We start from the raw sequence: 12,827 nt of genomic DNA, 5'->3' as shown, positions 1-12,827 counted from the left end.
TCTCTTCTTGTTTTAAAGTCGGAAAATTCGTCAAAAGCAGTAGCCAAGTATGGTCGGGATTGCGCATTGCGCCTCCCTTGAGAAGCAGTATCCTTAACGCCTGTTCAACAATCAGACGGGGCTAGCGCCATGACTTTCACCTGCACCACTCTGGCTTCCCCGGTTGGCGAATTGAAGCTGGTGGCGAACGGTTCGAGACTGGTGGCCATCCTCTGGGAAAACGACAGACCGGGGCGAGTGCGCCTGGGACCGATGAGCGAAGCGCCGGACTCTCCGATCCTGATACGTGCCGCCGCGCAACTGCGCGAGTATTTCGCCGGCACACGCCGAAGCTTCGATCTGGAGCTGGATTTTTCCGGAACGGAATTTCAAAAGCAGGTTTGGGCAGCGCTACTGACCATCCCGTTTGGCGAGACTCGCAGCTACAGCCAGATTGCCGAACAGATCGGCAACCCGACCGCGGTCAGGGCGGTTGGAGCGGCGAATGGCAAGAACCCGCTATCGATCATTGCACCGTGCCATCGGGTAATCGGTGCGTCGGGAAAATTGACCGGTTTTGCCGGGGGCTGGAAGCGAAAGAACTGCTATTGACGCTGGAGGGCGGACATTGGCCCGCCACAGCGCGCCTGCCTGGCTTCTAATCCTGTAGGAGCGAGCCTGCTCGCGATGGTCTTCAACGATAACGCGGGAAATCTGAATCCCCGCGGTGTTTGCGAATCCATCGCGAGCAGGCTCGCTCCTACAGGGGGGGGGCAATACCTCAGGAGAGCTGCGCCTGGTATTCCTTCTCGTATTGTCCTGCCAGCGATTCTTTCTGCTTGTCGTCGAGCAACTTACCAGCCATCTGGAAGAACTTCTGCTCTTCCTCCTTGAGATGGTGATGAACCTTTTCCGACAGCTTCTTGGCGGTCGCGAGCCAGGCCGGGCTGGACATCTCGGTCTCGTCCAGTTCCTCCATCATTTCGTCCATTTCGTGATGTTCGGCAATCGCATGGCGGCTGAGGTCGACGCCGTTATCGAACTCCATCAGCGGGATGTAGAAATGCCGCTCTTCAGCGGTTTCATGGGCCTGGAGTTCAGCCTTGAGCTGTTTGTACGCCTCGACCCGCTCGGGGGTGTCGCCACTGGTCTGGATCAGCGCCTTGGCATAGGTACGCTGGCGTTCATGGCTTTCGCGCAAGGCTTCGAAAATATTCACGGATTGTCCTCATCGGTCGCGTTCGGGAAGACGCGTCTTAATCAGTGACATCCGCGCGCGGGCGACGGTTCCACCCGCGTTGCGCTGATGGAACATTGCCGCCGAGCACGATAGGCTGAGTGTTCACAGCCATAAGGATATAGCCATGACCCTGCGTATCGAACGCAAGACCAACCCCAGCAACGAAGAGCGCGAGGCGATCCTCGTGCCGCTGCGCGCCTACAATGCTTCGAAATCAGCCAGCCCGCCGCCGGAACACATCGCGTTGCTGGTACGCGATGACAACGATCAGATTGTTGGCGGTGTTTACGCCCGGTTGTTTTATCAATGGTTGTTCATCGACCTGCTGGCGGTGCCGGAACAAGCCCGTGGCCAGGGCATGGGCACGAAGCTGATGGAGATGGCCGAAGACCTGGCCCGGGAAAAGGAATGCGTCGGCCTGTGGCTTGAAACCTTTGAATTCCAGGCACCGGAGTTCTACAGGAAATGCGGCTACAGCGAAGTCGGACACATCGCCGACTACCCGCCGGGACACAAACACTTTTTCTTTCAGAAGCGCTTGAGAAACGACCTGTAACCTGTAGGAGCCGGCTTGCTGGCGATGGGGATTTCATAGACGCCATCGCCAGCAAGCCGGCTCCTACCAGGGGTTTGTGTCACGCCATTCGATTAGAGACAAGTGGCCAATGCCGCCAACCGGCGTTTGGCGACGAAGTCGTCCTGTTGCGCGTAGTAGCTCAACACAGTGCCCGAGGCATCGGTGGTCACGTCCACAAAAGACTCCGCGGAACGGGTGTAGACCGTAGTGCCGCCCTTCTCGGCCGGTTCCAGGTACGCAGCAGCGTCAACACCGAATACCGTTTCGTCCTGCCACGAAAACTGCACACACTGGGCGACGTCTTTCGCCGGTTTGTCCGAGTTCAGGGTTTTGTACGGGGCTTTGGTGCGCGCATCGTTCATTGCCGAGCCCGCGCATCCCGCCAGCAAGGTAGCGGCCAGCGCCACCATCAGAATTCGCATTGCATTCACTCATCAGGAAAAAGCGGACTGTATCACCGTGGCACAGGGTATCGTTCTGCTTTACTGCATTTATAACGCGACACCACGCGACGATTCGCGCACCCTGTCGCGCCATGACGCTGCATCGCACCTTGACTGGAAGCCCCATGATCCCCAACGCCGAGTTTTACAAACCGACCACTGAATACGCTGACAAACTGATCAGCCAGATAGGCCAGACGCCCTCCTGGATCGCCAAGCGGATCGGCGTCACCGACAAGCGGATTCGCTACATCCTCGACGGTGAGAGGACCGTCAAAGGCGAAACCACGCCGATCCAGATGACCTACACCGAGCAGTTTGCCCTCGAATGTCTGGCGGCAGCGGCCAAGGCCAGCAAGAAACAGTCTTCGTAATCCGTTCCCGAGGAGTGACCATGGCGGCATCCGAGCTGCAACATGAACAGGCATTGAACAGGTTTCTCGATGACCGCCCCGAACTGCGCATCGAACTGGACAACCTCAACCCGTTGCTGGCCCAGGCCAAAGGCGAGACCCTCGCGCAGTTTCGCGAGGAGCGTTTGCATGAAGCCTTCGAAGCCGAAGCCGAGCGCCTTGGTTTGTTTGCCTGGGAACTGACCCTGCAATTGACCTCTGCCACACCGCAGGAATACGAGGCCCAGCGCCTTGAGGTGCACCGGGAGGTCGCGGAAATGGCCGGCATGGACTGGCTGGAGTATTGCGACTTGTACGGGATAAAATCCTGACCACCGCTCAAGGACGCCATCGCCCATGCTGCCTTCCGCCTCCAGAACTCACGCCAGCCCCGGCCACCTGCACACACAGAAATGGCGCGGGCGCATCGGCCTGAGCCTGGTGGCCATGCTTTCGGTATTGGCCGGCATGACCGACGCTATCGGTTTCATGGCCAGCGGCGATTTTGTTTCGTTCATGAGTGGCAACACCACACGCATGGCCGTCGCGATCAGCGCCGGTGACCTGGGTTTGACCTTGCGTCTGGTGATCCTCGTCGCCACGTTCATCCTCGGTAACGCGCTGGGGATTATCGTCAGTCGCTGGGGTGGTCGCCGGGCGCTGCCTTTGATGTTGTGCATTGCCGCCCTGCTCTGCGCTGCAGCGGCATGGCCATACGACACGCAAATGCCGGCCTTGCTGGCGGCGATCATCGCGATGGGCATGCTCAACGCCGCGGTGGAACAGGTCAATGGTTTGCCGGTCGGCCTGACCTACGTCACCGGTGCCCTGTCGCGTTTCGGGCGTGGGTTGGGACGCTGGCTGCTTGGCGAACGACGCGACGGCTGGCGGGTGCAATTGATCCCCTGGACCGGCATGTTTGCCGGCGCAATACTCGGTGCGGTGCTGGAACACCACTTTGGGCTCAAGGCACTGTTTGCCAGTGGTTTGCTGGCGGCGGCGCTGGGGGTGTTGTCGCTGAGGATTCCGCGGCGTTGGCAGTTGGGCTACATGCCACGCTGAATTTTGTATCGCCCGCTCTGGTCTCATCGCTGGCAAGCCAGCTCCCACAGGGATTTGTGAAATGATTGAGATTGTAGTGTCACTACATAACCTGTGGGAGCTGGCTTGCCAGCGATAAGGTCCGCACAGGCGACATCGACTTAGCCCCTGCGCCGATAAAGCTTTATCATGGCCGCAGTTTCGCTGATCGAGTCCGTCATGAAGTTCGCCATCGCCGTGTTTTCCGCCGCCCATGCGCCCTCCTCGCGCCGCGCCTTGCTGTTCGCCCAAGCGGCGCTGGCCGGTGGGCACGAGATTGTCCGGCTGTTTTTCTACCAGGATGGCGTCCACAACGCGTCCGGCAGCGTAGTGACGCCGCAGGATGAGCAGGACTTGCCAAAGCAATGGCGAGCTTTTGTCAGCGAGCAAAAACTCGATGGCGTGGTGTGCATCGCCGCCGCCCTGCGCCGGGGTGTGTTGAACGAGGAAGAAGCCAAACGCTATCAACGCGAAGCTGTCGCCGTCGGCGCACCGTGGGAATTGTCCGGCCTCGGCCAATTGCATGATGCGGTGCAAGACGCCGACCGCCTGATCTGTTTCGGAGGCGCCTGACATGGCCAAATCCTTGTTGATCATCAGCCGTCAGGCACCGTGGTCCGGCCCCGGTGCCCGGGAAGCGCTGGACATCGTGCTGGCCGGCGGCGCTTTCGATCTGCCGATCGGCTTGCTGTTTCTCGATGACGGCGTGTTCCAGCTCGCGACCAGACAAGACGCCAAGGCTTTGCAACAGAAAGACTTGAGCGCCAACCTGCAGGCCTTGCCGATGTTCGGCGTTGAAGAACTGTTTGTCTGCGCCGACAGCACGGCGCAGCGCGGGCTGGACCCGAGCGCTCTATCGCTGAAAGAAGCCCGGGTGCTGGCTGCCAACGAAATCACCGCCCTTATTGACCGATACGACCAGGTGATCACTCTCTGATGTCGACTTTGCATGTGTTGTCTCATTCCCCTTTCGGCGACGAACGCCTGAACAGTTGCCTGCGGTTGATCGGCAGCAATGACGCACTGCTGCTGTCCGGCGACGCGGCTTATGCCTTGCAACCGGGCACCGCGCCGTTCACCACGCTGCATGCCCGCGGCCTGCAACTCTATGTCCTGGCCGAAGATGCCCAGGCCCGCGCCATCGACGTTCCGGATTGGGCCAATGCCATCGATTACCCGGCCTTCGTCGAACTGTCGCTGCGCCACGACAAGGTCAACAGTTGGCTATGAATGCACTGACGGTCGGCGCACGCGCCATCGAATTGGACAAAGACGGTTTTCTGCTCGAACTGAGCGACTGGTCGGCTGAAGTCGCCTGTGCCCTGGCGGCTGCGGAAGACATCGAGCTGAGCGCCGAACACTGGGAAATCCTCGAACTGCTGCGCAGTTTCTACGCCGAATTCCAGCTGTCGCCCGCCACCCGCCCACTGATCAAATACACCGCATTGAAGCTCGGTCCGGAAAAAGGCAACAGCCTGCACCTGAACCGATTGTTCAAAGGCACCCCCGCCAAACTCGCCGCGAAACTGGCGGGCCTGCCCAAACCGACGAATTGCTTATGACCGACTATCCAGCGCTGACCCTTGAAACACCTGCCGAGCACCCATTCGCCCAGTTCGTGCGGATTCTCGGCAAAGGCAAACGCGGCGCCCGCGACCTGACGCGCACGGAAGCCCGCGAAGCCATGGGCATGGTGCTTGATGAGAAGGTCGAGGAAACCCAACTCGGCGCGTTCCTGATGCTGTTGCGGCATAAAGAAGAAAGCGCCGAGGAAATGGCCGGGTTCACCGAGGCTTTGCGCGAGCGCCTGCAAGCGCCGGCATTGGCGGTGGATCTGGACTGGCCGACCTACGCCGGCAAAAAGCGCCATTTGCCATGGTATCTGTTGGCCGCCAAATGCCTTTCGCAGAACGGCGTGCGGATTTTCATGCACGGTGGCGGCGCGCACACCGCGGGCCGGCTGTACAGCGAGCAATTGCTGGATGAGCTGCAGATTCCGTTGTGCCGCAACTGGCAGCAGGTCGGCACGGCTCTGGACAACGGTGGCCTGGCGTTCATGCCGCTGGTGGACTGGGCACCGCAACTGCAACGGATGATCGACCTGCGCAACACCCTCGGGCTGCGTTCGCCGATCCATTCGCTGGCGCGGATTCTCAATCCGCTGGGGGCCCGCTGCGGCTTGCAAAGTATCTTCCACCCCGGTTATCAAGCCGTGCATCGTGATGCCAGCGGTCTGCTCGGCGACACCGCCATCGTGGTCAAGGGAGACGGCGGCGAGATCGAGATCAACCCGGACGCCGACAGCCACTTGTACGGCACCACCGGCGGCGCAAGCTGGGATGAGGAATGGCCGCAGCTGTCGAGCCAGCGTCACGTCAAACCTTCCAGTCTCGACCCTGCACACCTCAAGGCCGTATGGCGCGGCGATGTGGTCGACAGCTACCCGCAAATGGCCCTGATCGCGACCATGGCTTTGGCCTTGCGCGGCCTCGGCCAGAGTCGTGAACAAGCATTCGAAACGGCTGAGAAATACTGGAACGCCCGGGATAAATCGATTTAATCGATCATTGACGCCCGAACTTTGCGCTTTTTGTTCGAACTCATCGGCATAGACTCCTCTCCAACGCTTATCGGTTGAGGAGTCCTGGACATGGGTTTGTTAGTTGAAGGTCGCTGGCAAGACAAGTGGTATGAAAGCAGCAAGGACGGCGCGTTCCAACGTGAGCAGGCGCAACGTCGCAACTGGGTGACTGCCGACGGCCAGCCCGGCCCGAGCGGCGTCGGTGGCTTTGCCGCCGAGCCAGGGCGCTATCACCTGTACGTTTCCCTCGCCTGTCCGTGGGCTCATCGCACGTTGATCCTGCGCAAACTCAAAGGCCTCGAAAACCTGATCGATGTGTCGGTGGTCAGTTGGCTGATGCTGGAAAACGGCTGGACGTTCGACAAGGCACTGGGTTCGACCGGTGACAAGCTCGACGGCCTGACCTTCCTGCACCAGCGCTACACCGCCGATGCCGTCGATTACAGCGGTCGCGTCACAGTGCCGGTGCTCTGGGACAAACAGCGTCAGCACATCGTCAACAATGAATCATCGGAAATCATCCGCATGTTCAATGGCGCCTTCGACGAGCTGACCGGCAATGACCTGGATTTTTACCCGGCACCGTTGCGCAGTGAGATCGACGCGCTTAACGAACGGATTTATCCGGCGGTGAACAACGGCGTGTACCGTGCAGGGTTCGCCACTTCTCAGCAGGCCTATGAACAGGCGTTCGACGAGTTGTTTGCCGAACTGGACCGACTGGAACAGTTGCTGGGCGCCAACCGCTATCTGGCCGGTGAGTACCTGACCGAGGCTGATATCCGCCTGTTCACCACGCTGATTCGTTTTGATGCGGTGTATTACGGCCACTTCAAGTGCAACCTGCAGCGCATTGCCGATTATCCGAACCTGTCGAACTGGTTGCGGGAGATTTATCAGTGGCCAGGAATCGCCGAGACGGTGGATTTCACCCACATCAAGAACCACTACTACGGCAGCCACAAGACCATCAACCCGACCGGGATCGTGCCCAAAGGCCCGGCGCAGGATTTCACAGCACCGCATGATCGCGAGCGGTTGATTGGCAAAGGGGTTTGGCGCAGGGCCTGAGATTCAGATCGATCCCACGCTCCGCGTGGGACCGCCGCCGGGGACGCTCCGCGTTCCGCTTCTGGAGGTGACGCAGAGCGTCACTGGATGCATTCCCACGCAGAGCGTGGGAACGATCCAAGGCCCCATCGCTGGCAAGCCAGCTCCCACAGTGATCTATGTGATGTTGAAGCTTGTCGTTTCAACACAAAACCTGTGGGAGCTGGCTTGCCAGCGATCGGGACACCCGGGTCTCAGAGTTGCCCCTGAGCCCCTTCGAACCACGCCAGTTTCTCCCGAAGTTGCACCACTTCACCAACGATCACCAAGGTCGGTGCATGGACTTCATGCTCCGCCACCAACCGTGGCAAGTCGGCCAGTGTGCCGGTAAACACCCGCTGATTGACCGTGGTGCCCTGTTGAATCAGCGCTGCCGGGGTATCTTTGCTGCGACCATGCTTGATCAACTCTTCGCAAATGATCGGCAAGCCCACCAAGCCCATGTAGAACACCAGGGTTTGCGCGGGCGCGACGAGGTCGGCCCACGGCAAATCGGTAGAGCCGTCCTTCAAGTGACCGGTAACAAACCGTACCGATTGCGCATAATCGCGGTGGGTTAGCGGGATCCCGGCATAAGCTGCGCAACCACTGGCCGCCGTGATTCCCGGCACGACCTGGAACGGGATGCCTTGGGCGGCCAGCTCTTCGATCTCTTCACCGCCACGACCGAAGATGAACGGATCACCGCCCTTCAGTCGCACCACGCGCTTGCCCTGCCTGGCCAAATCCACCAATTGCTGGTTGATCTGGTCCTGCGGTACGGCGTGATCGGCGCGACGCTTGCCGACGTACACCCGCTCGGCATCGCGACGGCACAGTTCGAGAATCGCCGGCGCCACCAGGCGGTCGTATAGCACTACATCGGCTTGCTGCATCAAGCGCAAGGCGCGGAACGTCAGCAGGTCGGGATCACCTGGCCCGGCCCCCACCAGATACACCTCACCGGTGGCCACTGGCGCTTCGCCATCGATCTTGGCTTGCAGCAGACGCTCGGCCTCACCGCCCTGCCCGGCCAGTTGACGATCGGCAATCGGTCCCTGGAAAACCTCCTCCCAGAACGCGCGACGCTGCTGCACATCCGGAAACAGCTTTTTAACCTGATGGCGAAAACGCGCCGCGAGCCCCGCGAGCTGACCGTAGGTGGAAGGAATCCAGGTTTCGATCTTCGCCCGGATCAACCGCGCCAGCACCGGCGCATCGCCGCCGCTGGACACGGCGATGATCAATGGCGAACGATCGACAATCGCCGGGAAGATCACGCTGCACAGCGCTGGCGCATCCACCACGTTGACCGGCACGCAACGCCGATGCGCATCGGCGGAGACCTGTGCGTTCAGCGCTTGGTCGTCAGTGGCGGCAATGATCAGCCCGCAACCGTCCAGATCCGCTTCGACATAGCCACGCACCAGGCACTCGCCGCCACTGGCGGCAACCAGTTCGCGCAATTGCTGTTCGATTTCAGGTGCAACCACCCGCAGCAGCGCACCGGCATCGGCCAGCAGGCGGGATTTGCGCAAGGCAATTTCCCCCCCGCCGACGACCAACACACGACTGCCGCGAAGGTTGTGAAACAGCGGCAGATAGTTCATTCAGCCGATTACCTCAAGGCCACCCATGTAAGGCTTGAGCACTTCAGGCACGCGGATCGAACCGTCGGCCTGCTGGTAGTTCTCAAGAACCGCAACCAACGTACGACCCACAGCCAGGCCGGAACCGTTCAAGGTGTGCACCAGTTCAGGCTTGCCGGTTTCCGGATTACGGAAACGGGCTTGCATGCGACGGGCCTGGAAATCGCCGCAGTTGGAGCACGAGGAAATTTCACGGTACTTGTCCTGGCTCGGGATCCACACTTCCAGGTCGTAAGTCTTGACCGCGCTGAAGCCCATGTCGCCGGTACACAGCGCCAGGGTGCGGTAAGGCAGTTCGAGCAGTTGCAGGACTTTTTCAGCGTTGGCGGTCAGGCCTTCCAGCGCTTCCATCGACTTCGACGGCTCGACGATCTGCACCATTTCAACCTTGTCGAACTGGTGCTGGCGGATCATGCCGCGAGTGTCACGGCCCGACGCACCGGCTTCACTGCGGAAGCAAGGTGTGTGGGCGACGAATTTGATCGGCAGTTGCTTGGCGTCGACGATCTCACCGGCAACGATGTTGGTCAGCGACACTTCAGCGGTAGGGATCAAGTACAGGTCGGCTTCGCCTTCGCGAGCGATCTTGAACAGGTCCTCTTCGAATTTCGGCAACTGGCCGGTGCCTTGCAGCGCCGGAGCCTGGACCAGATAAGGCGTGTAAGCCTCTTCGTAACCGTGCTCGGTGACGTGCAGGTTGATCATGAACTGCGCCAGGGCGCGATGCAGACGGGCAATCGGGCCACGCAGCAGGGCGAAACGAGCGCCGGACAGCTTGGCGGCGGTTTCGAAGTCCAGCCAGCCGAACTTCTCGCCCAGTGCTACATGGTCCTGAACCGGGAAATCGAAGGCAGTCGGGGTGCCCCAACGGCGTACTTCGACGTTGCCGTCTTCATCTTCACCGACCGGCACCGATTCGTGCGGCAGGTTGGGGATACCCAGCAGGATCGAGTCCAATTCGGTCTGGATCGAGTCCAGTTCGACTTTGCCGGCGCTCAATTCACCCGCCATGCGCTCGACGTCCGCCATCAGCGGCGCGATGTCTTCGCCGCGCTGCTTGGCCTGACCGATGGATTTGGAGCGCGCGTTACGTTCGGCCTGCAGTGCTTCGGTGCGGGTCTGGACGGTCTTGCGCTGTTCTTCCAGCGCTTCGATGCGCGCGACATCCAGGGCATAGCCACGGGAAGCCAGGCGGTCCGCTACGTCCTGAAGGTTGCTACGTAACAGTTTGGAATCGAGCATGTCGGTCTCTCGTTATCAAAGTTTGGTCAAGGACAGGCCGGCCCAGGTGGCGAGCAGCCCGCCGAATACGCTGATGGCCGCATAGCCCAGGGCCAGCGGCACTTGCCCGCTTTCCAGCAAGCGCACCGTATCCAGTGAAAAGGATGAAAAAGTCGTCAGCCCTCCGAGGAAGCCGACGATCAACCCGGCACGCACCTCGATGGGCACCTCCGGGCGAATCAAAAACAGACCGTATAGAACGCCGATCAGCAAACAGCCCACGATATTAACGGCCAGCGTCGCGGTATAGAAGTGCCGCGGCCAATTAGCGTTGATCCAGTTACCCGTAGCGAAGCGCAACAGCGTGCCGGCGATCCCGCCGACGGAAACCGCGATTATCAATGGGACCACTATTTTCTCCGCTGCCTGGGGCTTAAACGGTCGAGTTTCGCCAGATGACTGAGCTTTTCGCCGATTTTCAGCTCAAGGCCCCGGGGCACCGGCTGATAGAACGGAATAGGGTCGAGTTCTTCCGGGAAATAGTCTTCCCCGGCGGCGTAGGCATCGGGTTCGTCGTGGGCATAACGGTACTCGTCGCCGTAGCCCAATTGCTTCATCAGTTTGGTCGGCGCGTTGCGCAGGTGCAGCGGCACTTCCAGCGAGCCGTGTTCGGCAGCCGCGCGCAATGCGCTCTTGAAACCCATGTACACCGCGTTGCTCTTAGGCGCGCAGGCCAGATAAGTGATGGCCTGGGCCACCGCCAATTCACCTTCGGGACTGCCAAGCCGCTCCTGCACTTCCCACGCCGCCAGGCACAGGCTCAACGCGCGCGGGTCGGCATTGCCGATGTCTTCGCTGGCCATGCGCACCACGCGCCGGGCCAGGTACAACGGATCGCAACCGCCGTCGATCATGCGCGCGAACCAATACAAGGCGCCGTCGGGATTGGAGCCGCGCACCGACTTATGCAGCGCGGAGATCTGGTCGTAGAACGCTTCACCGCCCTTGTCGAAGCGCCGACGTGTGTCGCCGAGCAGGCTTTGCAGCAGATCGGTGCCGATTTCGCTATTGTCTTCTGCCAGGTCGGAGGCGTTTTCCAGCAGATTGAGCAGACGCCGGCCATCGCCGTCAGCGGCCGACAACAACATCTGGAAGCCTTCATCACTGAGGGTCAGGTTGCGCTTGCCCAGGCCGCGTTCTTCGGTCAGTGCGCGGTGCACCAATTTGCGCAGCGCGGTTTCGTCGAGGCTTTTCAGCACATAGACGCGCGCGCGCGAAAGCAATGCGTTATTGAGTTCGAACGAAGGGTTTTCGGTGGTTGCACCGATGAAAATCAACGTGCCGTCTTCGACGTACGGCAGGAACGCATCCTGCTGGGACTTGTTGAAACGGTGCACTTCGTCAACGAACAGAATCGTGCGGCGGCCGTACTGCGCGGCCTGCTGCTTGGCGATTTCCACCGCCTGACGGATTTCCTTGACCCCGGCCAGCACGGCCGACACCGTTTCGAAGTGCGCCTCCGAGACTTCCGCCAGCAACCGCGCCAGCGTGGTTTTACCGACCCCTGGCGGCCCCCAGAAAATCATCGAGTGCAGGGCACCCTGCTCCAGGGCTTCGCGCAAAGGCTTGCCGCGAGCGAGCACGTGTTCCTGACCGACGTACTCATCCAGGTTGGTCGCACGTAAACGGGCGGCCAAGGGCTGAGCGATCGGGGCACTGCGAAACAGGTCCATCACGTACTGTTAAAACCTCGCTTTTTATTACGTAGTTCTCAAGTCTGGCGAAATCCTGTGGCGAGGGAGCTTGCTCCCGCTGGGGCGCGAAACACCCCCAAAATGGGACTGCTGCGCAGTCCAGCGGGAGCAAGCTCCCTCGACACACAAGCCCGCTCCCACAAGTTATGCGTCTTACTCCTGGATCACGTCCGCCCCTTTAGGGATGTCGAACTTGAATTTCGAAGCCGGGATCGGCTCGTTGGCCTTCACACCGGTAAACAGGATATTGGTGCGCTGGCCGACGCTGTCGATCAGTTGCATGTCATTGACCAAGCCGTTGCGGAACGACAAACGCAGGTTGTCGAACAGCGTGTCCTTGGTTTTCGGCTTCAGGGTGAAGTCAATCACCCCGCCGGCTTCCTTGGCGCTGATGTCAAAGCTCTGGCTGATCTTCGACACGTCACCGGACAACAGCAACGCCGGGGTTTGAGTCAGTCGCTGATCGAGGTTCTTGATGGTGACCTGCTCCAGGTCCGGGTCCCAAAGGGTGACCTTCTTGCCATCGGAAACCATCAACTGTTCTTGCGGCGCGTCGGTGTGCCAGTAGAACAGGCCCGGGCGTTGCAGGGACATTTGACCTGCGGTTTCCTGCAACTGGGTGCCGCTGCCATCGAGGGTCAGCTGGGAGAAACGTGCGGTCAGGGTCTGGGATTTTTCCAGCAATTGAGTCAGGCGCGCCACGTCCTTGTCATCGGCGTGAGCCTGCAGCGTGGTCAAGGCCAGTACCGGTAGCAACAGCATGCGGATCAGACGCATGGGAGTCCTCATAACATTCGTGGGAGTGCGGGCGGCGCCTCGGGA

The 12,827-nt window shown here is 60.3% G+C and carries 17 protein-coding genes and 1 pseudogene; 11 read left to right on the top strand and 7 right to left on the bottom strand.

Translation table 11 applies throughout. The annotated features are described in order from the left end of the window. Nucleotides 1-129 precede the first annotated feature (129 nt). Nucleotides 130-641: pseudogene (locus tag D8U73_RS27920) on the top strand (methylated-DNA--[protein]-cysteine S-methyltransferase). Nucleotides 642-760: 119 nt separating this feature from the next. Here the strand turns inward: D8U73_RS27920 and D8U73_RS27915 are convergent. Then, a complete protein-coding gene (locus tag D8U73_RS27915) occupies nucleotides 761-1,198 on the bottom strand; it encodes a hemerythrin domain-containing protein (RefSeq protein ID WP_130906299.1) in 438 nt (145 codons plus the stop codon). A gap of 145 nt (nucleotides 1,199-1,343) precedes the next feature. Here D8U73_RS27915 and D8U73_RS27910 point away from each other — a divergent pair, with 145 nt between their 5' ends. Next, nucleotides 1,344-1,775 (top strand): GNAT family N-acetyltransferase, encoded by a 432-nt coding sequence (locus D8U73_RS27910; protein ID WP_130906298.1) that lies wholly within the window; start codon nucleotides 1,344-1,346, stop codon nucleotides 1,773-1,775. Between the two features lie 92 nt (nucleotides 1,776-1,867). On the opposite strand, the gene D8U73_RS27905 is transcribed toward D8U73_RS27910, so the two are convergent. Next, nucleotides 1,868-2,218: a hypothetical protein gene (locus D8U73_RS27905; RefSeq protein WP_056854590.1), complete on the bottom strand. Its 351-nt coding sequence runs from the start codon at nucleotides 2,216-2,218 to the stop codon at nucleotides 1,868-1,870. A 146-nt stretch (nucleotides 2,219-2,364) separates the two neighbouring features. On the opposite strand from D8U73_RS27905, the gene D8U73_RS27895 reads away from it, so the two are divergent. The 9 genes from D8U73_RS27895 to D8U73_RS27855 all read left to right on the top strand — a co-directional run bounded on the left by D8U73_RS27895 (nucleotide 2,365) and on the right by D8U73_RS27855 (nucleotide 7,363). Further along, entirely contained in the window at nucleotides 2,365-2,613 is a 249-nt protein-coding gene (locus tag D8U73_RS27895; RefSeq protein WP_056854591.1) for a hypothetical protein, read from the top strand. 20 nt (nucleotides 2,614-2,633) lie between these two features. Next, nucleotides 2,634-2,963: a DUF6388 family protein gene (locus D8U73_RS27890; RefSeq protein ID WP_130906297.1), complete on the top strand. Its 330-nt coding sequence runs from the start codon at nucleotides 2,634-2,636 to the stop codon at nucleotides 2,961-2,963. A gap of 25 nt (nucleotides 2,964-2,988) precedes the next feature. Next, nucleotides 2,989-3,693 carry a YoaK family protein gene (locus D8U73_RS27885; RefSeq protein WP_056854593.1) on the top strand — a complete coding sequence of 235 codons (705 nt, stop codon included), beginning with the start codon at nucleotides 2,989-2,991 and terminating at the stop codon, nucleotides 3,691-3,693. A 198-nt stretch (nucleotides 3,694-3,891) separates the two neighbouring features. Beyond that, the gene (gene tusD, locus D8U73_RS27880) at nucleotides 3,892-4,284 is read left to right on the top strand and encodes a sulfurtransferase complex subunit TusD (RefSeq protein WP_056854888.1); all 393 of its coding nucleotides are present in this window, start codon (nucleotides 3,892-3,894) and stop codon (nucleotides 4,282-4,284) included. A gap of 1 nt (nucleotide 4,285) precedes the next feature. Further along, complete coding sequence (tusC, locus tag D8U73_RS27875) at nucleotides 4,286-4,648, top strand: sulfurtransferase complex subunit TusC (RefSeq protein ID WP_130906296.1); 363 nt, start codon at nucleotides 4,286-4,288, stop codon at nucleotides 4,646-4,648. Beyond that, a complete protein-coding gene (tusB, locus tag D8U73_RS27870) occupies nucleotides 4,648-4,941 on the top strand; it encodes a sulfurtransferase complex subunit TusB (protein ID WP_056854595.1) in 294 nt (97 codons plus the stop codon). Before tusC ends, tusB begins: the two co-directional genes overlap by 1 nt. Continuing rightward, nucleotides 4,938-5,273, top strand: coding sequence for a TusE/DsrC/DsvC family sulfur relay protein (locus D8U73_RS27865; protein WP_056854596.1), 336 nt, complete (start codon nucleotides 4,938-4,940; stop codon nucleotides 5,271-5,273). The genes tusB and D8U73_RS27865 overlap by 4 nt, the downstream gene beginning before the upstream one ends. Further along, entirely contained in the window at nucleotides 5,270-6,271 is a 1,002-nt protein-coding gene (locus tag D8U73_RS27860; RefSeq protein WP_130906295.1) for a glycosyl transferase family protein, read from the top strand. The genes D8U73_RS27865 and D8U73_RS27860 overlap by 4 nt, the downstream gene beginning before the upstream one ends. Nucleotides 6,272-6,361: 90 nt before the next feature. Continuing rightward, nucleotides 6,362-7,363, top strand: a complete 1,002-nt coding sequence (locus D8U73_RS27855) for a glutathione S-transferase family protein (protein ID WP_130906294.1) — start codon at nucleotides 6,362-6,364, stop codon at nucleotides 7,361-7,363. A gap of 233 nt (nucleotides 7,364-7,596) precedes the next feature. On the opposite strand, the gene cysG is transcribed toward D8U73_RS27855, so the two are convergent. The 5 genes from cysG to lolA all read right to left on the bottom strand — a co-directional run bounded on the left by cysG (nucleotide 7,597) and on the right by lolA (nucleotide 12,782). Then, nucleotides 7,597-8,991 (bottom strand): siroheme synthase CysG, encoded by a 1,395-nt coding sequence (gene cysG, locus D8U73_RS27850; RefSeq protein WP_130906293.1) that lies wholly within the window; start codon nucleotides 8,989-8,991, stop codon nucleotides 7,597-7,599. Further along, complete coding sequence (gene serS, locus D8U73_RS27845) at nucleotides 8,992-10,272, bottom strand: serine--tRNA ligase (RefSeq protein WP_056854600.1); 1,281 nt, start codon at nucleotides 10,270-10,272, stop codon at nucleotides 8,992-8,994. A 15-nt stretch (nucleotides 10,273-10,287) separates the two neighbouring features. Continuing rightward, nucleotides 10,288-10,662 carry a fluoride efflux transporter CrcB gene (gene crcB / locus D8U73_RS27840; protein ID WP_130906292.1) on the bottom strand — a complete coding sequence of 125 codons (375 nt, stop codon included), beginning with the start codon at nucleotides 10,660-10,662 and terminating at the stop codon, nucleotides 10,288-10,290. Beyond that, complete coding sequence (locus D8U73_RS27835; protein ID WP_056854602.1) at nucleotides 10,662-11,984, bottom strand: replication-associated recombination protein A; 1,323 nt, start codon at nucleotides 11,982-11,984, stop codon at nucleotides 10,662-10,664. Before D8U73_RS27835 ends, crcB begins: the two co-directional genes overlap by 1 nt. 174 nt (nucleotides 11,985-12,158) lie before the next feature. Then, a complete protein-coding gene (lolA, locus tag D8U73_RS27830; protein WP_056854603.1) occupies nucleotides 12,159-12,782 on the bottom strand; it encodes an outer membrane lipoprotein chaperone LolA in 624 nt (207 codons plus the stop codon). Between the last annotated feature and the right edge of the window lie 45 nt (nucleotides 12,783-12,827).

The sequence above is a fragment of the Pseudomonas sp. Sample_22 genome, from assembly GCF_004307635.1.
GTDB lineage: Bacteria > Pseudomonadota > Gammaproteobacteria > Pseudomonadales > Pseudomonadaceae > Aquipseudomonas.
This window is presented reverse-complemented; position numbering and strand designations above follow the sequence as displayed.